The organism is Arthrobacter sp. SE2 (assembly GCF_058244265.1).
This window is the reverse complement of the sequence record NZ_JBZAYA010000003.1, coordinates 45,499-64,708: the sequence shown is the minus strand read 5'-3', so window position 1 is coordinate 64,708 and position 19,210 is coordinate 45,499. Positions and strand designations below refer to the sequence as shown.

The 19,210-nt window shown below is 66.3% G+C and carries 20 protein-coding genes; 18 read left to right on the top strand and 2 right to left on the bottom strand.

What is annotated here, in order from left to right; translation table 11 throughout:
• Positions 1–9 precede the first annotated feature (9 nt).
• From pcaH to AC4CS3_RS05185, 10 genes are all read left to right on the top strand, one after another.
• On the top strand, positions 10–885 hold the full coding sequence (gene pcaH, locus AC4CS3_RS05230) for a protocatechuate 3,4-dioxygenase subunit beta (RefSeq protein ID WP_490782752.1): 876 nt from the start codon (positions 10–12) through the stop codon (positions 883–885).
• Between the two features lie 3 nt (positions 886–888).
• Positions 889–1,455 carry a protocatechuate 3,4-dioxygenase subunit alpha gene (gene pcaG / locus AC4CS3_RS05225; protein WP_490782506.1) on the top strand — a complete coding sequence of 189 codons (567 nt, stop codon included), beginning with the start codon at positions 889–891 and terminating at the stop codon, positions 1,453–1,455.
• Positions 1,452–2,897, top strand: coding sequence for a lyase family protein (locus AC4CS3_RS05220; protein WP_490782505.1), 1,446 nt, complete (start codon positions 1,452–1,454; stop codon positions 2,895–2,897). The genes pcaG and AC4CS3_RS05220 overlap by 4 nt, the downstream gene beginning before the upstream one ends.
• Positions 2,890–3,705, top strand: coding sequence for an alpha/beta fold hydrolase (locus tag AC4CS3_RS05215; protein WP_490782504.1), 816 nt, complete (start codon positions 2,890–2,892; stop codon positions 3,703–3,705). The genes AC4CS3_RS05220 and AC4CS3_RS05215 overlap by 8 nt, the downstream gene beginning before the upstream one ends.
• Positions 3,702–4,163 (top strand): 4-carboxymuconolactone decarboxylase, encoded by a 462-nt coding sequence (gene pcaC, locus AC4CS3_RS05210; RefSeq protein WP_490782503.1) that lies wholly within the window; start codon positions 3,702–3,704, stop codon positions 4,161–4,163. The genes AC4CS3_RS05215 and pcaC overlap by 4 nt, the downstream gene beginning before the upstream one ends.
• A gap of 139 nt (positions 4,164–4,302) precedes the next feature.
• The gene (locus AC4CS3_RS05205; protein WP_490782502.1) at positions 4,303–5,532 is read left to right on the top strand and encodes a thiolase family protein; all 1,230 of its coding nucleotides are present in this window, start codon (positions 4,303–4,305) and stop codon (positions 5,530–5,532) included.
• Positions 5,533–5,536: 4 nt separating this feature from the next.
• On the top strand, positions 5,537–6,196 hold the full coding sequence (locus tag AC4CS3_RS05200; RefSeq protein WP_234752852.1) for a 3-oxoacid CoA-transferase subunit A: 660 nt from the start codon (positions 5,537–5,539) through the stop codon (positions 6,194–6,196).
• A 1-nt stretch (position 6,197) separates the two neighbouring features.
• Positions 6,198–6,896: a 3-oxoacid CoA-transferase subunit B gene (locus AC4CS3_RS05195; protein ID WP_490782501.1), complete on the top strand. Its 699-nt coding sequence runs from the start codon at positions 6,198–6,200 to the stop codon at positions 6,894–6,896.
• A gap of 96 nt (positions 6,897–6,992) precedes the next feature.
• A complete protein-coding gene (locus AC4CS3_RS05190) occupies positions 6,993–7,817 on the top strand; it encodes an IclR family transcriptional regulator domain-containing protein (protein ID WP_490782500.1) in 825 nt (274 codons plus the stop codon).
• A 49-nt stretch (positions 7,818–7,866) separates the two neighbouring features.
• Positions 7,867–8,406, top strand: coding sequence for a DinB family protein (locus AC4CS3_RS05185; protein ID WP_490782499.1), 540 nt, complete (start codon positions 7,867–7,869; stop codon positions 8,404–8,406).
• Positions 8,407–8,436: 30 nt separating this feature from the next.
• Here the strand turns inward: AC4CS3_RS05185 and AC4CS3_RS05180 are convergent, their stop codons facing one another.
• The gene (locus tag AC4CS3_RS05180) at positions 8,437–9,048 is read right to left on the bottom strand and encodes an NADPH-dependent FMN reductase (RefSeq protein ID WP_490782498.1); all 612 of its coding nucleotides are present in this window, start codon (positions 9,046–9,048) and stop codon (positions 8,437–8,439) included.
• 265 nt (positions 9,049–9,313) lie between these two features.
• Here AC4CS3_RS05180 and AC4CS3_RS05175 point away from each other — a divergent pair, with 265 nt between their 5' ends.
• From AC4CS3_RS05175 to AC4CS3_RS05160, 4 genes are all read left to right on the top strand, one after another.
• The gene (locus AC4CS3_RS05175) at positions 9,314–10,504 is read left to right on the top strand and encodes a Re/Si-specific NAD(P)(+) transhydrogenase subunit alpha (RefSeq protein ID WP_490782497.1); all 1,191 of its coding nucleotides are present in this window, start codon (positions 9,314–9,316) and stop codon (positions 10,502–10,504) included.
• Complete coding sequence (locus AC4CS3_RS05170; RefSeq protein ID WP_490782496.1) at positions 10,504–10,860, top strand: NAD(P) transhydrogenase subunit alpha part 2; 357 nt, start codon at positions 10,504–10,506, stop codon at positions 10,858–10,860. Before AC4CS3_RS05175 ends, AC4CS3_RS05170 begins: the two co-directional genes overlap by 1 nt.
• The gene (locus AC4CS3_RS05165) at positions 10,857–12,239 is read left to right on the top strand and encodes an NAD(P)(+) transhydrogenase (Re/Si-specific) subunit beta (protein WP_490782495.1); all 1,383 of its coding nucleotides are present in this window, start codon (positions 10,857–10,859) and stop codon (positions 12,237–12,239) included. Before AC4CS3_RS05170 ends, AC4CS3_RS05165 begins: the two co-directional genes overlap by 4 nt.
• Before the next feature lie 225 nt (positions 12,240–12,464).
• A complete protein-coding gene (locus tag AC4CS3_RS05160) occupies positions 12,465–15,944 on the top strand; it encodes a fibronectin type III domain-containing protein (RefSeq protein ID WP_490782494.1) in 3,480 nt (1,159 codons plus the stop codon).
• 61 nt (positions 15,945–16,005) lie between these two features.
• On the opposite strand, the gene AC4CS3_RS05155 is transcribed toward AC4CS3_RS05160, so the two are convergent.
• Positions 16,006–16,182: a DUF6994 family protein gene (locus tag AC4CS3_RS05155; RefSeq protein ID WP_490782493.1), complete on the bottom strand. Its 177-nt coding sequence runs from the start codon at positions 16,180–16,182 to the stop codon at positions 16,006–16,008.
• Positions 16,183–16,232: 50 nt separating this feature from the next.
• Here AC4CS3_RS05155 and AC4CS3_RS05150 point away from each other — a divergent pair, with 50 nt between their 5' ends.
• The 4 genes from AC4CS3_RS05150 to AC4CS3_RS05135 all read left to right on the top strand — a co-directional run bounded on the left by AC4CS3_RS05150 (position 16,233) and on the right by AC4CS3_RS05135 (position 19,168).
• Entirely contained in the window at positions 16,233–17,009 is a 777-nt protein-coding gene (locus AC4CS3_RS05150; RefSeq protein WP_490782492.1) for an HAD family hydrolase, read from the top strand.
• Positions 17,010–17,223: 214 nt separating this feature from the next.
• Positions 17,224–18,174, top strand: a complete 951-nt coding sequence (locus tag AC4CS3_RS05145) for a hypothetical protein (RefSeq protein WP_490782491.1) — start codon at positions 17,224–17,226, stop codon at positions 18,172–18,174.
• Positions 18,171–18,596 (top strand): phage holin family protein, encoded by a 426-nt coding sequence (locus tag AC4CS3_RS05140; RefSeq protein ID WP_490782490.1) that lies wholly within the window; start codon positions 18,171–18,173, stop codon positions 18,594–18,596. The genes AC4CS3_RS05145 and AC4CS3_RS05140 overlap by 4 nt, the downstream gene beginning before the upstream one ends.
• A complete protein-coding gene (locus AC4CS3_RS05135) occupies positions 18,593–19,168 on the top strand; it encodes a DUF3618 domain-containing protein (protein ID WP_490782489.1) in 576 nt (191 codons plus the stop codon). The genes AC4CS3_RS05140 and AC4CS3_RS05135 overlap by 4 nt, the downstream gene beginning before the upstream one ends.
• Positions 19,169–19,210 lie beyond the last annotated feature (42 nt).

Genomic DNA, 19,210 nt, shown 5'->3' with positions numbered 1-19,210 from the left:
CCGGCCGTGCTGCTAGACGCAAATGCCGGGCACTACCAAGACGACGACGAGCTCGTACCTGCGGCCGAACCGCATGCCGCCCACGCGCCGTCGGACGCCGCCGTCGAAACCCAAACGGATCTCAGTGCCGAGATCAAGGCGATCGGCGAGGCGTACGCCCAAGCGCTCAAAGACGGTGCCGCGCCGGAGACCCAGCCCCGCCTGGACTTCGCGCCGTACCGCAGCAGCATCCTGCGCCACCCCACCAAGAGCCTGCACCACGCCGACCCGGAGACCATCGAGTTGTACTCGCCGGCGTTCGGGCACCAGGACGTGCACGCCTTGGAATCCGACCTCACCATCCAGCACAACGGCGAACCCCAGGGCGAGCGGATCATCGTGCAAGGCAAAGTGCTCGACGGCGACGGCCGCCCGGTTGCCGGCCAGCTCGTGGAGATCTGGCAGGCAAACGCCGCCGGCCGGTACATCCACAAGCGCGACCAGCACCCGGCCCCGCTCGACCCGAACTTCACCGGCGTCGGACGCTGCATCACCGGACCGGACGGCTCCTACCGCTTCACGACGATCAAGCCCGGCGCCTACCCCTGGAAGAACCATCTCAATGCCTGGCGGCCGGCACACATCCACTTCTCGCTGTTCGGCACCGACTTCACGCAGCGAATCATTACCCAGATGTACTTCCCGGGTGACCAGCTGTTCCCGCTGGACCCCATCTACCAATCGATCGTGGACCAGGACGCCCGCGACCGCCTCGTGGCCAAGTACGACCACGAGCTGACGAGCCCCGAATGGGCCCTCGGCTACAACTGGGACATTGTCCTGAGCGGGTCGAAGCGGACCTGGACCGAAAACGAAGCCTTTGGCGACGCCGGGGATGAGGAGTAGAACATGAGCAAGCTGACACCCACACCCGGCCAGACCGTCGGCCCGTTCTACGGCTATGCCCTCCCCTTTAATAAGGACAACGAGCTCCTTGCTCCGGGCAGCGTCGGAAGCATCCGCCTGCAAGGCACCGTGTACGACGGTGCCGGAGACGCCATCCCGGATGCCATCCTGGAGATCTGGCAGCCCGACGCCGAAGGCAAGGTGGTCCAGCGCACGGGCTCCCTGGTCCGCGATGGCTACACGTTCACCGGCTGGGGCCGTGCCGCGGTAGGCAACTCCGGTGTCTTCACCTTCACCACGGTCAACCCCGGACCCACTGAACCGGGAGCGGCGCCGTTCATTTCCGTCGCCGTCTTTGCCCGTGGCCTCATGAACCGACTGTTCACGCGTATCTACTTGCCCGAAAACGAGGAAGCGCTCGCTGCCGATCCGCTGCTCAGCTCCCTCGATCCCGAGCGTCGCAGCACCCTGATCGCGCGCCGCGACGCGGATGGCGGCCTCACGTGGGACCTGCGCCTTCAAGGCGGGAACGAGACGGTTTTTCTCGACTTCGAAGGCGCCTCCCAGTGAGCGGCGACGGCGATTTCGGGCTGCTCAGCCCGGTTTCGGCGTCGCCCGCCGTGGGGGCGCTGACGGGTGACCGTGCGGTGATCGCGGCCATCCTCGACGTCGAGGCCTCCTGGGCATCCGTGCTCGAAGAAGCGGGCCTCACACCCGCCGGTTCCGCCGCCGTCGTCGCCGAGGCCGCGGAATCCTGGGCCTACGACGCCGCGTCCATCGCCGAACGCGCACAAGGTGGCGCCAACCCGGTCATTCCGCTGCTGGCCGATCTCCGGGGCAGGGTCAGGCAGCTCGACGCCGGGCATCCCGGCGGGGCCATCGGCGCGCTTGCAGCCGTGCACACCTCCCTGACCAGCCAAGACGTCTTGGATTCGGCCCTGATGCTGCTCGCGCACCGCGTGGTTTCCGCGCTTCTCGCCGAAGTAAAAGGTACGACGACGGCGCTCGCCGCCCTTGCGGAGCAGCATGCGGACACGCTATGCGTAGGCAGGAGCCTGACGCAGCACGCGCTTCCGTTCACCTTCGGGCTCAAAGCGGCGCAGTGGTTCCACGGAGTGGCAGCAGCGGCCCGCCGCCTTGAATCCCTGGAGTTGCCCGTGCAGTTCGGCGGTGCCGGCGGCACGCTGGCTGCCGGTACCGTGCTCACCGACGGCTTGTCGTCGAGCCCCTTTGACTTGGCCGATGCTTTGGCCGGGAAGCTGGGGCTGGCTCTCGCTGCGGCTCCTTGGCACACGAACCGCCTGGCTGTCACTGCACTCGGCGACGCCTTGGCCTCCCTGACTGACTCTTTCGGGAAGATCGCGTCGGACCTGCTGTTCCTCAGCCGCCCCGAGGTTGCCGAACTGGGTGAACCCCTTGCCGCGGGTCGGGGCGTTTCCTCTGCCATGCCGCAAAAGCAAAACCCGGTGCTGTCCGTGCTGATCCGCAGCGCAGCGCTCCAAGCTCCCGGGCTGGCAATGCAGCTGCACCTCGCAGCCGCGAACTTCAACGACGAACGCCCGGACGGCGCCTGGCACAGTGAATGGCCCGCCCTGCGGGGCCTGCTTCGGCTCGCACTCGGCGCCGCCACACAGCTGCGCGAGCTCGCCGAAGGACTCCGTGTCTTCCCCGAGGCGATGCGCCGCAACCTGGAAATCTCCGGGCCGTTGCTGCTCAGCGAAGCGGTTGCATCCTCCGTTGCCCCGCTCCTCGGCGCGGACAGGGGCGATGCGAAGGCCAAGCTGCAGGCCGTCGTCGACGAGACCCTGCAGGCACCTGCAGCGGAGCAAGCCCGGATCTACACCAAGCTCCTCCGCGAGGCCGTCCCGGCCGGCAAGCTGTCCGACGAGGAACTGCAGGCACTTCTGGACCCTGCGAACTATGTCGGCGAGGCAGCCGAGATCAGCCGCCGCATCCTCGCCGCGTACCCCGATTTCACACACACCAATCCGAAGGGAGCCGATCGTGGCTAAGCCCAACGTCAAGGCGGTGTTGCTGTCGCCGCAGCGCACTTTGGGGGAGAAGCCGCTCCTGATAGTGGGGCCCTCCCTCGGAACCTCCACGGTGTTGTGGAGCGAGACGGCAGCCCTGCTCGGCGGTGAGTTCGATGTCATCGGCTGGGACCTGCCCGGTCACGGCGTCTCGCCCGCAGCCTCCGAAACGTTCAGCGTCGCCGAACTGGCCGACGCGGTGGTTGACTTGGTGGACTCGATCGCGCCCGGCGCCGTGTTCCACTACGCCGGGGACTCCCTGGGCGGCGCCACCGGACTGCAATTGGCCATCAAGCACGGAGAACGCCTCAAGTCCCTGTCGGTGCAATGCTCCGGAGCGAAGCTCGGCACTCGCGAGGGGTGGCTGGAACGGGCTGAAACCGTCCGCGCGCAAGGCACGGCGGTGATGATCCAGGGTTCGGCGCAGCGATGGTTCGCTCCTGGTTTCATGGATCGCGAGCCCGTGGTCAGCAGTCGCCTTCTGCATGCCCTGCGGGATGCAGACCGCTTCAGCTACGCCTTCTGCTGCGAGGCCCTCGCGGGATTCGATGTGCGCTCCGAACTCGGCAGCATCACCGTTTCCACGCAGGCACTGGCCGGCGTCGAGGACACTGTTGCACCGCCGTCGTTCGCTAAAGAAATTGCGGACGGCATCAACGCCAGATTCAACACAGGCGGCGCCACTGCAGTCGCTGTAGCGCTCGACGGCGTCGGGCACCTTGCGCCCGCGGAGGCGCCCGCCGTCGTCGCGGACCTCATGCGGACGTTCATGACGGAGGCCGGAAAATGAGCACTGATTCTTCGCAGGGCGCCGTTCAGCGCGACGCCACCTCGCAGGAAATCTACGACGCCGGCATGGTGGTCCGCCGTGAAGTGCTCGGCGACGCGCACGTGGACCGCGCCAACGCCAAGAAGGACGAATTCACCGAGGTCTTCCAGGACATGATCACCCGCATCGCCTGGGGCGGCATTTGGACCCGCCCGGGCCTGACGCGGCAGATGCGCTCCGCCGTCACCATCACCGCGATGGTGGCGCACGGGCACTGGGAAGAACTGGCCATGCACATCCGTGCCGCCATCACGAACGGGCTGAGTAGGGACGAAATCAAGGAAATCCTGCTGCAGACCGCCATCTACTGCGGAGTTCCCTCCGCCAACACTGCATTCAAGACCGCACAGGGCGTTTTCGCGGAACTCGACGAGACCCCCGAATCCACCGAACCCGCGAGCCCCACCCCACCCAACTGACTCGCATTAGATGTCGTTTTGAGCCCTCATAAGGACATCTAATGCGTGGGCCCACGCCGCCAGGGTTCCCTGGCCGCGCTTGCGAGGCAAGGGTGGCGGTGGGGACTAGTTGGGACTACAGACACTTAGAGGAGACCCCATGAACCAGGCGTATGTGTACGACGCCGTACGCACCCCTTTTGGAAAATTCGGCTCGGGCCTTGCCGGGGTGCGGCCGGATGACCTCGCGGCCCACGTGGTGCGCGAGGCCGTCAAGCGCGCCCCTGCTTTGGAGGTTGAGCGCATCGACGAGGTGGTGTTCGGGAACGCCAACGGCGCCGGCGAAGAGAACCGCAACATCGCCCGCATGGCCACCCTCCTGGCAGGGCTCCCGACGTCGATCCCGGGCACCACGGTCAACCGCCTGTGCGGTTCCTCCCTGGATGCCGCCATCATCGCCTCGCGCCAGATCAACGCCGGCGACGCCGAGCTGGTCCTGGTGGGCGGGGCTGAGTCCATGTCCCGGGCCCCGTGGGTGCTGCCCAAGACCTCCAAACCATACCCGGCCGGGGACATGACCCTGGCCTCCACCACCCTGGGCTGGCGCCTGGTGAACCCGGCGATGCCCAAGGACTGGACAATTTCCCTTGGCGAGGCCACCGAGCGGCTGCGCGAGAAGTACGGGATCACCCGGGAGCGGCAGGACGAGTTCGCCGCGGCCTCGCACAACCTCGCCGCGGCCGCCTGGGACGAAGGCTTCTACGACCAGTTGGTGACCCAGGTTCCGGGCACGGAGTTGGTCCGTGACGAAAGCATCCGGGCAGGCTCGACGGCGGAGAAGCTCGCAGGTCTCAAGACGGTGTTCCGTCCCGAAGCCAGCGGTCCGGAAGGTGGAACGGTCACCGCGGGGAACGCTTCGCCGCTGTCCGACGGCGCCTCCGCGGCGTGGATCGGCAGCGAAAGCGCCGCCGGGCTGCTCGGGCTGGAGCCGCTTGCCCGCATCGCCGGCCGAGGCGCGCACGGAAACGACCCCCAGTTCTTCGGCTACGCGCCGGTGGAAGCGGCCAACAAGGCACTCGCGAAGGCAGGCATCGGCTGGGAGCAGGTGGGCGCCGTCGAACTTAACGAAGCCTTCGCCGCGCAGTCCCTGGCCTGCATCGATTCGTGGGGGATCGACCCGTCCATTGTGAACCGGCATGGCGGCGCGATCGCGATGGGCCACCCGCTGGGCGCCTCCGGCACCCGGATCCTGGGCACCTTGGCCCGCAGCCTTCAGGCTTCCGGCGAGCGTTGGGGTGTCGCCGCGATTTGCATCGGCGTCGGGCAGGGCCTGGCCGTGGTGCTTGAGAACGTCACTGCCGGAAATTCGGCACAACGGGTGAAGGGCTAAGGCAATGCTGAAATTCATTGACACTGTCGGCGAAGCAGTCGCCGGCATCAAGGACGGCTCCACCGTGATGATCGGAGGCTTCGGAAACGCGGGCCAACCGTTCGAACTCATCGACGCGCTGCTCGATTCCGGTGCCACCGACCTCACTGTGGTGAACAACAACGCGGGCCAGGGCGACCAGGGCCTTGCACTGCTCATCAAGGAAGGACGGGTCCGCAAAATGATCTGCTCCTTCCCGCGCCAGTCCGATTCCTGGCACTTCGACGCCAAGTACAAGGCCGGGGAAATCGAACTGGAACTCGTGCCGCAAGGCAACTTGGCCGAACGCATCCGGGCTGCCGGGGCGGGTATCGGCGGGTTCTTCACCCCTACCGGCTACGGCACCATGCTCGCTGAAGGCAAGCACACGCGCTTCCTCGACGGAAAGTGGCAGGTGTTCGAGACGCCCATCCACGCCGACGTCGCGCTTATCAAGGCGCTCAAGGCCGACGGCAAGGGCAACCTTGTCTACCGCAAGACCGCCCGAAACTTCGGCCCCATCATGGCCGCCGCGGCCAAGCACACCATCGTCCAGGTGTCCGAGATCGTGCCGACCGGCGCCCTGGACCCGGAGAACGTGGTGACCCCCGGAATCTACGTCAACAGCATCGTGAAGGTGGCCTGACATGAGCATCCAAACCTCTCTACAAACTTCGGCTACGCCGTTGGGCCGTGACGATCTCGCGCGGCTCGTGGCGCGGGACATCGCTCCGGGCTCGTTCGTGAACCTCGGCATCGGCCAGCCTACGCTCGTCTCCAACTACCTCACAGAAGAGCAGAACATCACTCTCCACACGGAGAACGGGATGCTCGGGATGGGCCCTGAGGCCCAGGGGGACGAGATCGACGGCGACCTCATCAATGCCGGCAAGATCCCCGTCACGGAGCTCCCCGGTGCTTCGTATTTCCACCATGCCGATTCCTTCGCGATCATGCGCGGCGGGCATCTGGATATCTGCGTCCTCGGCGCTTTCCAGGTGTCGGCCACGGGTGACCTCGCCAATTGGCACACGGGAGCACCGGACGCCATCCCGGCCGTCGGCGGGGCGATGGACCTGGCCACCGGCGCCAAGGACGTATTCGTCATGATGACGCTCCTGACCCGCGAGGGCGCGTCCAAGCTCGTCGAGCACTGCAGCTACCCGCTTACGGGCGTGGGCTGCGTGACCCGCGTGTACACGGACAAAGCGGTCTTTCTGATAGGGCCCGACGGCGTGACCGTGCGTGAGACGTTCGGCTGCACCTTTGAAGAACTCCAAGCGATGGTCCCGGTCCCGTTGGTGCCGTTCGACGAGAAGGCGGCTGGCGCCGTCGTCGGCGTCTAAACGCGCCTAAAGTCGAGCGCGAACTGGCAGCAAATGCCCTCTGGAAGCAATCCAAGGGGCAACTGCTGCCAGTTCGCGCCAATAAGATTGGTAACCATGACCGACGCAGCAGTAGCCGGGGTGCCGCAGGCAGGTGCTCCACAAGCGAGTGACCAGTATGTGCAATCGCTGGCACGCGGATTGTCCGTGATCCGTGCGTTCGACGCGGCCAACCCCGTCATGACACTCAGCGAGGTGGCGGCGCGTACCAACCTGACGCGTGCCACGGCCCGTCGATTCCTGCATACCCTGGTGGAACTCGGCTATGTCCGCACAGACGGCAAGACCTTCGCGCTCACGGCGATGGTCCTGCAGCTTGGCTACTCATATTTGTCGGCCCTGTCTTTGCCCCAGCTCGCGCAGCCGCACCTTGAAGAACTCTCGCTGAAATTGGGGGAGTCGACGTCGGCCGCGGTGCTGGATGGGGCGGACATCTTCTACGTGGCCCGCGTGACCACACGCCGGATCATGACGGTCGGCATTTCGGTGGGCACCCGCTTCCCCGCCTACGCAACCTCCATGGGACGCGTCCTTCTGGCCGGGCTGACGCCGCTGAAACTGGACGAGTACCTGTCCTCGGTGGAGTTCAAGGAACTGACACCACGGACCATCACGTCGCGAGAGGAACTTCTGGCCGAGCTGGACCGGGTGCGCAAGCAGGGCTGGTGCCTCCTGGACCAGGAACTGGAACTCGGGCTCATGTCCATCGCTGCGCCGGTGTGGAATCACAATGCCGGCCATGTGGCTGCAGCGGTCAACGTCTCGCTCCAAGCCCAAAACGTCGCTGCCCAGCCAGACCCTGACGCCTACCTCGAATCGGTCCGGGACCAGATCGTGCAAACCGCGCGGGCGATTTCGCAGGACGTCTCGGCGAAGCATTAGCCTTTGGGATCGTTGCCACGGCGCGTTGCAGCGCGTAGGCTCACGGCCCATGACCGACGTAGATGAGCAAGGACGCCTGGAACCTCCCCTCGCGGCCGACGAGGCCGCGACCCTGCTGGGCTTCCTGGATTACCAGCGAGCCACATTTGCGTGGAAGTGTGCCGGGCTCGACGCATCCGGCTTGGGAGCGACCGTGGCTCCGACGTCAATGACCCTCGGCGGGCTGCTCAAACACCTGGCCTATGTTGAGGAGCACTGGTTTTCCCAATGCCTGCACGACCGGGACCGGCAGCCCCCGTGGGACACCGCGGACTGGAAAGCCGACCCGGACTGGGAATGGCACTCGGCCGCCGAGGACTCGCCCGAGCAGCTTCGTGCGCTCTTGGAGGACACGGTGTCCCGCTCCCGCTCGCTAACCGCGGAGGCAATGGCCGATGGCGGCCTGGGCCGGCTGGCCGCACGCACCTGGTCCGACGGTCGGGCGCCGAGCTTGCGATGGATCGTGCTCCACATGATCGAGGAGTACGCGCGGCACAACGGTCACGCCGACCTCCTTCGCGAGTCGGTCGACGGGCTTACCGGAGAGTAGCGCCCCGCGCGCAGCGAACTCCGCCCCCCGCTACCGCGTCAGCTTGGCGCCGTCCGGGTGCTCGTCGCCAATGTGCCCGGGAGCGTTGGCGGCCAGCACGCGTTGGACAAACGCGCTGTACTCCTCCATGTAGTGGCGCAGGAGGGACGCGGTTCCTTCGTCCCGGACGGATCCGTCCTCGTTGTAGGACGCCGGATCGAACTTGATGTAGGCCTCCGGGGCGTTCAGTTGCGGTGCGTCGAGGAAGCTCAGGACGCTACGCATGGAGGACTGCATCACCGCCGTGCCGATGCTGCCCGGAGATGTGCCGATGATGCCCGCGGGCTTGCGCGCGAAGGAGTTGGTTCCCCAAGGCCGCGATCCCCAGTCGATGGCGTTCTTCAAAGCGCCGGGGATGGAGCGGTTGTACTCGGGGGAGACGAAAAGGATGCCGTCCGACGCCACAATCGCGTCTTTCAACGCCCGGCCTGCGGGCGGGAAATCGGCGTCGTAGTCGGAGCTGTAGAGGGGCAGGTCCTTGATGGGGATCTCAGTGAATTCGAGTTCTTCCGGCGCTACGCTGATGAGCGCCTTGGACAGGACCCGGTTGATGGAGCGGCTTGAAAGGCTGCCGACGAAGTATCCGATCTTGTACGTGGCCATGGCAATGTTCCTTCCCGACGGCGCGGCCGGAACCGGCTCATCGACGGTGCGGTAACTGGAGGCTCCCAGCCCACAGCGAGCTTAGTAGAGCAGTCCGAAGATGGGAATGGCCGGGTTCGATGTATGGATATGCCAACACCGCACAGAGTCTGGATATTCATACATCGAGCCCGGGGCGTCGTCCCTACTCCCGCCCGGGCCTTCCGCGTCCTAGACTCAAGCCAACAACGGCTCGGGGCAATGGGGTTTCGGGAAGGGAGCGCAGGTGAAGCTTGGCATAGCGCGGGAACGCCTGGACGGTGAAAGGCGCGTGGCCGCGACGCCCGAGACCGTCAAGCAGTTGGCGTGCCTGGGACTGGAAGTCGTCGTCGAAAACGGGGCCGGAACGGCCGCAGGCCACAGCGATGACGACTACCGGCAGGCAGGCGCGCTCATCGTCCCCGCCTTGGATCTCGCCCGACTGGACGTCTACGCGCACGTTCGCCCCCTCGAACCCACGACGGCGGCCGCGCTGCGCCGGGGCGCCGTCACCGTGGGCCTGGCCTCGCCGTCGTCGGAACTTCCCACCGTTCGCGCGCTCGCGGAAGCGGGCGTGACCTCCTTTGCGCTTGAGCTGGTGCCGCGCATTTCCCGCGCACAATCCATGGACGCGCTCACGTCACAGGCCCTCGTGGCCGGGTATCGCTGCGTGCTTGAGGCCGCGATGCGCCTACCGCGCTTCTTCCCGCTGTACATGACAGCCGCTGGAACCATTCCGCCGGCGCGCGTGCTGGTGCTGGGCGCCGGGGTGGCGGGCCTGCAGGCCATCGGCACCGCGAAGAGGTTGGGCGCACGCGTCTCTGCCAACGACATCCGGCCGGCGTCGGCGGACGAGGTCGCCTCGATGGGCGGCACGTTCATCAAGCTCGACGTGGAGACGGCGGAGGCGTCCGGCGGCTATGCCCGCGAGCTCAGCGCCGATCGTGGCGCCCTGCAACGTGAGCTGCTCGCCCCGCACGTGGCCCAGGCGGACGTGCTCATCACGACGGCGGCGGTCCCCGGACGGCGGGCCCCGCTCCTGGTGAGCCGCGAAATGGTTCAGCACATGCGCCCGGGCTCGGTGGTCATCGACCTTGCCGCCGAATCCGGCGGCAACGTTGAAGGCTCCGTTCCCGGCATGGATCTCCAGATCCCGACGGCGGACGGCCAGGGTACGGTCACCCTGGTGGGGATGAAGGATGTCGCCTCTGCGATGCCGGCTGACGCCTCGCGCCTCTACGCGAAGAACGTCGCCAACCTGCTTGCCCTCATGACTTGTGATGGAGCCGTTGTCCCGGACTTCGGCGATGAGGTGGTGGCGGGCGCGTGCCTGACGCACGACGGCGAGGTGCGACACGGCCCGACGGCTGAGGCGCTTGCGGCACTCTCGGCCGAGACGGCGGAATCCATAAGCTCCGCCAACGAAGGAGTCTCCTGATGGACGGCATCGCCCTGCTCACCATCACAGTCTTGGCGATCTTCGTGGGCTTCGAAGTGGTCTCCAAGGTCTCGAGCACGCTGCACACGCCCTTGATGTCCGGGGCCAACGCCATTCACGGGATCATCCTGGTGGGCGCCATCATCGTTGCCGGGCAGGCCTCGGACCCGTGGGTGCTCGCGGTAGCGTTGCTCGCCGTCGTCCTCGCCACCGCCAACCTGGTGGGCGGCTTCGTGGTGACCGACCGCATGCTGGAGATGTTCCGTGGCCGTAAACGCGTAGCGCCCCCAGACGGGAAGCCCGACGCCATAAAGTCCGAGTCCAGAGCCTCGGGGTCCAAGGAGGGCATGCGATGACCCTCATCGATCCGGTGTGGACCTCGCTCCTCTACCTCGCGGCCGCTGTGTGCTTCATCCTCGCGCTGAAGGGACTGAACTCTCCCCGCACCGCCCGGCGAGGCAACCTGGTGGGCGCATTCGGTGCGGCGCTCGCCGTCGCCACGGTCTTCATGTCCGTCAAAATGGATAACGTTCCCTGGATCCTGGGCGCAATGGTGGTCGGTTCGGGCGTGGCCGCGCCGGTCGCGCGCCAGGTCAAGATGACCCAGATGCCGCAACTCGTGGCGCTGTTCAATGGCGTTGGCGGTGGTGCCGCGGCCCTCGTGGCACTCCTGGAACTCGCGCACTCGGAGGACCACTGGGTGCGCGTGGCCATTGTCTTCACGCTGTTGGTGGGGGCTGTCTCGTTCGCAGGTTCAGCCATCACGTTCTCCAAACTGCAGGAGCTCATGACCACCCGCCCGGTGGTGTTCCCCGGCCTGCCGACCCTCATGGGAGCGGTGCTGATCGCGGCGGTGGGTGCCGCCGTCGCCGTCGTTTTCAGCGGTTCCCTAGCGATCGCGCTGCTGCTCCTGGTGCTCGGGCTGGCGGCGGGCGTGCTGCTGGTGCTGCCGGTAGGCGGCGCGGACGTGCCGATCGTCATCTCGCTGCTGAATGCCTTCACGGGCCTGGCCGTGGCTGCCTCCGGCCTGGTGCTTGGCAACGTGCTTTTGGTGGTGGCTGGCACGTTGGTGGGCGCTTCGGGCACGATCCTCACACGGGCCATGGCCGCGGCCATGGGCCGCAGCGTTGCGGGCATCCTCTTCGGCGCGTTCAAGGGAGGCTCGACGGCGGGATCGACGGCGGTGAGCGATCGCCCCGTCCGCTCCTCCAGCCCCGAAGACGTGGCCGTGCTCCTTGGCTACGCGCAACGGGTCATCATTGTTCCCGGTTATGGGCTCGCGGTAGCGCAGGGGCAGCACACGGCGGCCGAGCTGGCCCTTGCATTGGAGGCGAGGGGCATCGACGTGGACTTCGCGATCCACCCGGTGGCCGGCCGAATGCCCGGGCACATGAACGTCCTGCTCGCCGAAGCCAATGTGCCCTATGAGTCCCTCAAGGAAATGGGCGAAATCAACTCGGAATTCCGGACGGCCGACGTCGCCCTCGTGGTTGGCGCGAACGACGTCGTCAATCCAGCCGCGAAAACCACCGCAGGTTCGCCGATCTACGGCATGCCCATCCTCGAAGTGGCCGACGCGCGCCAAGTAGTCTTCCTGAAGCGCTCCATGCGGCCAGGATTCGCGGGAATAGAGAACGAGCTCATGTACGAACCGCAGACCACGCTGCTGTTTGGCGACGCCAAGGAGTCCCTGGCCAAGGTGTTGAGCGCAGTCAAGGCGCTCAAGCTTAGTTAACCAACCCTAGGGTGCTGCCGCGCCTCTCTGCCGCCGAATCAGGTGAGCACACTCAGGATCGCGGCCCGCAGCTGCTGCCAGCCGGGTGAGCCCACTCAAGACGCGGCCGGATTCAACGCCCTATCATCGCCGAAGACCGAGGGTGGGAATGCTCCCATCCTTGACGGTTGCCCTGGCATCGAATGGACGGTGAGTGGAGTGGTTGGATCCTCGACGCATGAGCAGATGGTCACACGCCATTCCGGGGTCCGTTGGGCCGCCGTCGTGGCGTGCGCTGCGATGGTCCTGGCACTCCTCAGCGGTTTTGCGTTGCCGGCGCATGCGGCCGCAAACACCGTCATCACGCTGACCTTCGATGACGGCAACGCCGACCAACTGACCGCCGCAGCCACGCTAAAGAACCTCGGACTTCACGGCACCTACTTCGTCCCCTCCGGGTGGATCGATCAGCCGAGCTATTTCACGTCCGCGAACCTGCAGCAACTCTATGCGGACGGCAATGAGATTGCCGGGCACACGGTCACCCACCCCGATTTGGTCACCTTGACGTCGGATGAAGTGACGCGCCAAGTGTGCAACGGCAGGGTCGCCCTGGCCAACATGGGCTTCAAGGTCACCAGCTTCGCCTACCCCTTCGCTTCCTTGGATCCCGCCGTGCAGACCATCGTCAAGAACTGCGGTTTCAACAGTGCCCGCGGGCTCGGGGACCTTTACAGCAAGGACGATCCCGGGCTCCCGGCCGCCGAAACCATTCCGCCCGCCAACCCCTATGACACCGCGGCGCCGGAGGAAGTGGACAGCACCTGGACGCTGTCCAACCTTGAAAACTCCGTGACCAGGGCCCAGGCGGCCGGCGGTGGCTGGGTTCAATTGACGTTCCACCACATCGCGGTGGGGACCGATCCGACGCTCACCATCAGCCCCAGCCTGTTCAACCAATTCGCCTCCTGGCTAGCGCAACAACAGACAGCGGGCAGCGTTGCCGTGAAGACGGTTGACCAGGTAATCGGTGGCGCGGTCCAGCCCCTCGTCTCCGGTCCGCCGGTGCCGCCCCCGCCGCCACAGGGGACCAACATGATCCAGAACCCGAGTCTGGAAACGCTCACCAGCGGGATTCCGCTCTGCTGGGCTGCGGGTGGATACGGCACCAACACTCCCAGCTTTTCAGTAGTCTCGCCGGGACACACAGGCAACAACGCGGAACTGCTGACAATGAGCGGTTATGTCAGCGGTGACGCGAAGCTCCTGCCCGCCCTGGACCTTGGCGGCTGCTCACCCACGGGGACTCCCGGCCACATCTATCAGCTCAGCGCCTGGTATAAATCCAACGTCATCACCCAATTCGAGGTCTACTACCGCACCGGAACGGGGTATTGGACCTACTGGACGGCGAGCCCCCTGTTCAACGCGAGCAGCAACTGGACCCAGATAACCTGGACCACGCCGGCTCTTCCCGCAGGCGCCTCGGGAATCAGTTACGGACTCAACATCCAATCCAACGGTTCGATCACCACGGACGACTATTCGATGATCGACGTCACCCAGGCCGCCGCGACCGCGCCCGCCGCACCGACCGGTGTGACCGCTGCGGCGGGCAACGCGTCCGCGGTGGTGTCGTGGACGGCGCCGGCCAACGGCGGGTCCCCCATCACTTCCTATGCGGTGACGCCTTCGTCCGGCGGCGCGGCTTTGGCTCCGGTGACGGTCTCCGGTAACCCGCCAGCGACGACGGCGACAGTCACCGGGCTGACTAACGGCACGGCCTACACGTTCACGGTCACCGCCACGAATGCCGTCGGGACGTCCGCGCCCTCCGCCGCCTCGGCCCCGGTCACGCCCGCGGCGCCGACGGTTCCGGGGGTTCCCGCCGGGGTGACCGCGACGGCGGGCAACGCCTCGGCGTCCGTGTCCTGGACGGCTCCGGCCAACGGCGGCTCCCCGATCACCTCGTATGCGGTGACGCCTTCGTCCGGCGGCACGGCTTTGGCTCCGGTGACGGTCTCCGGAAGTCCGCCCTCGACGACGGCGACCGTCACCGGGCTGACTAACGGCACGGCCTACACGTTCACGGTCACCGCCACGAACGCCGTCGGGACGTCCGCGCCCTCCGCCGCGTCGGCCCCGGTCACGCCCACGGCGCCGGTTCCCGGCGTCACTAATGGCGGGTTCGAATCCGGGCTCACGTCCTGGACCACCGGCGGGGCCAGGGCACCCGTGGCCTCCACCACCGCCCACACCGGCACCGGCTCGGCACTGCTGGGCCTGGCCTCCGGGGCCGAGCCGCTCGGGGACAGCAGCCTGGCCCAGACGATCACGATGCCCGCTGCAGGGACGTCCACCCTGTCCTTCTGGTACCAGCCGCACACCGCGGACGAGACCTGCACCGGCACCGCCTGCAGGTACGACTGGATGGAAGCACAAGTCCGCACCACCAGCGGCACGGTCCTGGCCAGCCTGTTCAAACTCAGCAACGACAACGGCACCTGGACCCAGCTCAGCGCCAACCTCTCCGCCTACAACGGCCAGAGCATCGTGCTCTGGTTCAACGTCCACCTCGACGGCTCCAGCCCGGCGGACGACACCTGGATGTACCTGGACGACGTGACCCTCACCAACACCCAGACAACCCCCACGGCCCCCGCCGCCCCGACCGGGGTGACGGCAACGGCGGGCAACGCCTCCGCGACTGTGTCCTGGACCGCCCCGGCCAACGGCGGCTCCCCGATCACCTCCTACACCATCACCCCGCACGCCGGTGCCACCACCCTGGCCCCGGTGACCGTCACCGGGAACCCGCCCGCGACGTCGGCGAGCATCACCGGGCTGACTAACGGCACCGCCTACACGTTTACCGTCACTGCCGCGAACGCCATCGGCACCTCCCCGGCGTCGGCGGCCTCGGCGCCGGTCACCCCCACGGCGGGGGCGACGGCGCCCGCGGCCCCGACCGGGGTCACGGCGACGGCGGGAAACGCCTCCGCCGCCGTGTCCTGGACCGCCCCGGCCAACGGCGGCTCCCCGATCACCTCCTACGCGGTCACCCCGCATACCGGAACCACGACCCTGGCCCCGGTCACCGTCACCGGGAACCCGCCCGCCACCAGCACCAACGTGACCGGCCTGGCCAACGGCACCGCCTACACCTTCACGGTCACCGCCACCAACGCCATCGGCACCTCCCCGGCCTCGGCGGCCTCGGCACCGGTCACCCCCACGGGAACCACCACCTCGACCATCACCAACGGCGGCTTCGAATCCGGGCTCAGCTCCTGGATCACCGGCGGCGTCAGGGCACCCGTGGCCTCCACCGTGGCGCACACCGGCACCGGCTCCGCACTCCTGGGCCTGGCCTCAGGGGCCGAACCCCTGGGCGACAGCAGTGTGGCCCAGACCGTGACGGTCCCCGCCACCGGGACATCGACGCTGTCCTTCTGGTACCAGCCGCACACGAATGACGACACCTGCAACGGAACCACGTGCCGGTACGACTGGATGGAAGCGCAGGTCCGCTCCACGAACGGCACGGTCCTGGCCAGCCTGTTCAAACTCTGCAGTGACTCCGGCACGTGGGCCCAGTTCAGCGCCGATCTCTCGGCCTACAAGGGGCAGACCATCACGCTGTGGATCAACGTCCACCTCGACGGCGCCAGCCCCGCAGACGACACCTGGATGTACCTCGACGACGTCACCCTCACCACCAGGTGAATTGCTGGGTCTGAACCGTCCGCCGCGACAGAGGGCTCATGACCTCCACAACCACCGGAGCCTAGGAGGGAAGGTAGGCGTTGAGGACACTGGCGAGGGGGCTCTCTGGCTCTCCTGAGTAGTGACGCCGGATGCACTCGAGGGTGAGGTCCATGCGGTCACCGATCAGCCGACCTGAGGCTCGTGATGATCGTTGAGGATCACATCGGTTATGTCCATAGCCTCTTCCTTTCAGCACCGTTCAGATAATCCCTGGCCGCATGCCACGAAAGCTCGAGAATTCTGCGGATGAACCGGATAGAACGACGTCGCGCCCATTGCAGTAAGTATACTTACTATATTGGAGTCCTGTTCGATGTTGACGGAACCTTGGTTGACTCCACCTATTTCCACACAATGGCGTGGTGGAAGGCCTTCCGGCAACAGGGGCTGAAGGTTCCTATGGCCTCAATCCACCGTCACATTGGCATGGGTGGAGACAAACTGCTTGAGCGCCTGCTCCCTGCTAATGCCGATCGAGAGACCCGTGATACCGTCGAGCGCGCTCACGGCGCAATATTCTCGACATTTTGGCCGTCGATCCGGCCCTTCGAATCGGCAAGGACCCTCCTGCAGGCGTGTGCGGAATCCGGCTTGGCCGTGGCGCTGGCTTCCTCGGCACATGAGCGCGATCTTCGGGTGCTTCGAAGCATTCTCGATGCCGAACCCTTGATCGACCGTGCGACGAGTTCGGCCGACGTTGCTGAGAGCAAGCCTTCCCCCGACATTCTTCTGGCCGCACTTGAGAAGCTGCACTTAGAGGCGGCGGATGTGGCATTTGTCGGCGACTCCGTTTGGGATGTCAAGGCTGCGGCCCGGCTCGGCATCGAAACGATCGGCCTCACGTGCGGCGGAATCAGCGCAGCCGAGCTTTTCGAGGCAGGAGCGGTCGAAGTCTATTCAGGACCAAGAGCGCTCCTCCAGCGTCTGGACGCCAGCTCCATTGGAAAACTTGCGCACCGAAACGATGGCGCGGAACCCAGCGGAGCCGGCCCAGGCACGCCCACGGACGACGCGTCGCGATAGTCACCGCAGGAAGCATCGCCGATTGCCCTCCCCCACCCTCGACCGCGAAACGCCCCCGTAGGCCCGGGCCAATCCCCGGTTCGGTTCGTGGACTTCTCCGGCCACATTCGTGGACAGGGGGGGTTACGCCGAGAAGGTAAGCATGCTTACTATCTTAACTGCCAGTATTTCTGGTTCTTGATCCGCAGCAGACCTTCTTGGAAAGAGAGCGAAGATGACAGAGAACCAATGGGACGGGAATTACACGCCCCCGCCGGCCACCGAGCAACGAGCGGATGCGCAAGTTCACCCGCCGCACACCCAGAACAGCGGCATGCCGACGACGGAAGCCGTCAAGGACGAAGCAGGGAACGTGGCCGAGCAGGCCGAGGACTCTGCGAAGAACGTCGTCGAAACCGCGAAATCCGAAGTCGCGAACGTTGCCTCTGAAGTGAACTCAAGCGCAAGGGATCTGCTGGAGCAGGCCAGGCTGGACCTCACGGACCAGGCCGGAAAGCAGCAGCAAAAAGTCGCCGCAGGCCTTCGGTCCATCTCGGAGGAACTGCAATCCTTGGCCAGCGCCTCGGAGCAACCCGGCGTTGCAACGGATTTGGTGCGGCAAGCCGCCGATCGGTCTTCATCCGTGGCGACCTGGCTGGAGGACCGGGATCCGGGCTCCCTGCTGGACGAAGTGAAGACCTTCGCGCGGCAGCGTCCTGGCACGTTTCTCCTCTTGGCCGCCGGAGCAGGCGTCCTGGCCGGCCGCCTGAGCCGCGGACTGAGCGCCGGCGCTGACGGCTCCTCACAAGGAACGGCCACCGGACGTGCCCCCGCCCAACCCACCCACGACGAAGCCAAACCTTTCGTCGCCGGGCCAGGGATGACAGTGCCCCCTCCCCCGGTCCAGCTCCCCGGCCCAACCGCCACGACTGCTGGATACCCGAACCCCGGCACCCTCTCGGGGAACGGGACCGTTGCGCCCACCGGCGCGCATGCCACCCTGCCTCAACCCGCACCGGTCAGCGAGCCGGAAGCCGATCCCTGGCCTAACGGCGGGATGACCGAGGATCCATTCACCCGTGACCGTTCGCATCGTCTCGGTTCTCCTGCTCCCTTGGCGGGAAATAACGAGATCGACGGCGAGAGCAGGCCCGGCGTCGACCCCGCCAGCGGTGAGTCGCGATGACCGAGAGCCAAATCCCGCCGACGCCCGCACACGCCAAAGCGGAATCGACATCGCTGGGAGACCTTCTGGGCGAGGTCACGCGGGACATTTCCACGCTGATTCGCCAGGAAGTGGAACTGGCCAAGGCTGAACTGAAGCAGTCCACCGCGCAGGCAGGCAAGGGTGCCGGAATGCTGGCAGGCGCCGGCGTTGCCGGGCATTTTGTCCTCCTTTTCCTCTCCGTCGCCCTGTGGTACGCGCTAGGCGAGCTGATGGGCTTGGGCTGGTCCGCCGTCGTCGTGGCGGTCGTTTGGGCGATCGTGGCTGCCGTCCTGGCATCGATAGGCCGCAAGGAACTCAAAGCCGTCAAAGGCATGCCCCAGACGGCCGAAACAATCCAGGAAATCCCAGAAACACTCAAACCACGCGAGGAGCAACGATGAGTGAAAATCCGGATGATATCCGTTCCGAGATAGAGGAAACCCGCCGACGCCTCAGCACCAACGTTGACGCGGTGGCGGATAAGGTGACGCCGTCGCACGTGGTCCGACGCCAAACAGAGAAAGTCAAGGACGCCGTCTTCGGCGTGAAGGAGAACGTGATGGGCGCGGCTGATGAGCTGGCAGACGGCGGACGGTCAGCGATCGACGACGCCAGTGCGGCGATCGGCGATGTGCCCCACCGCCTGGCCGGCAAGGCGCAAGGCAGCCCATTGGCTGCCGGGCTGATAGCCTTCGGGGCCGGGCTGCTGGTGGCTTCCCTGATCCCGGCAAGCGAGAAGGAAAAGGAGGCAGCCGAAGCCCTGAAGGAAGCGGCCGAACCCTTGACCACCGAACTTGCCGCCGCGGCTCAGGACGCGGCCCGGGATCTCCAGGAGCCGGCCCAGGAAGCGCTGGACAACGTGAAGTCCGCGGCCACTGAGGCAGTCGAAAACGTCAAGGAAGAATCCCAGACCGCCGTTTCCGACGTAACGGACAGCACCACAGCGGCCAGGGACAGGATCCATCCCGCCTGATCCACACGGAGGCGTGCTGTCCGGCCAATGCGGCATCAAGGA